Raw genomic sequence first — 406 nt, forward strand, 5'->3', positions numbered from 1 at the left:
GTATCACTGCTCGCTGATGGGCCCGACCGACCCGAACCGCTACTACATGTGGGCGGGCGGCGTGGGCAACGACGGCACGGGCGGCGGACCGGTCATCGACAATTCGGAGCTCGGCTACGGCTGGTCGACATACCCGGAAGTGCTGCAAAACGCCGGCATTAGCTGGAAAATCTCTCAGGACGTCGGCACGGGACTCGACGCCAAAGGTTCGTGGGGCTGGACGCCAAACCCGTACATCGGCAATTACGGCGACAACTCGTTGCTCTATTTCAACCAGTACCGCAACGCGCAGCCGGGCAACCCGCTGTACGACAACGCGCGCACGGGCACCAACGCATTGAAGGGCGACGGCTACTTCGACGTTCTGAAGCGCGACGTACAGAACAACGCGCTGCCGCAAGTCTCG

1 protein-coding gene is annotated in these 406 nt (G+C 62.6%); it reads left to right on the forward strand.

What is annotated here, in order from left to right; genetic code table 11:
• On the forward strand, positions 1-406 hold a 406-nt coding region (locus tag SB822_RS55145; protein ID WP_410858853.1), incomplete at both ends, for an alkaline phosphatase family protein.

Origin of the sequence: Paraburkholderia sp. SIMBA_054 (assembly GCF_046534875.1) — a bacterium.
GTDB classification, from domain to species: Bacteria; Pseudomonadota; Gammaproteobacteria; order Burkholderiales; family Burkholderiaceae; genus Paraburkholderia; species Paraburkholderia hospita.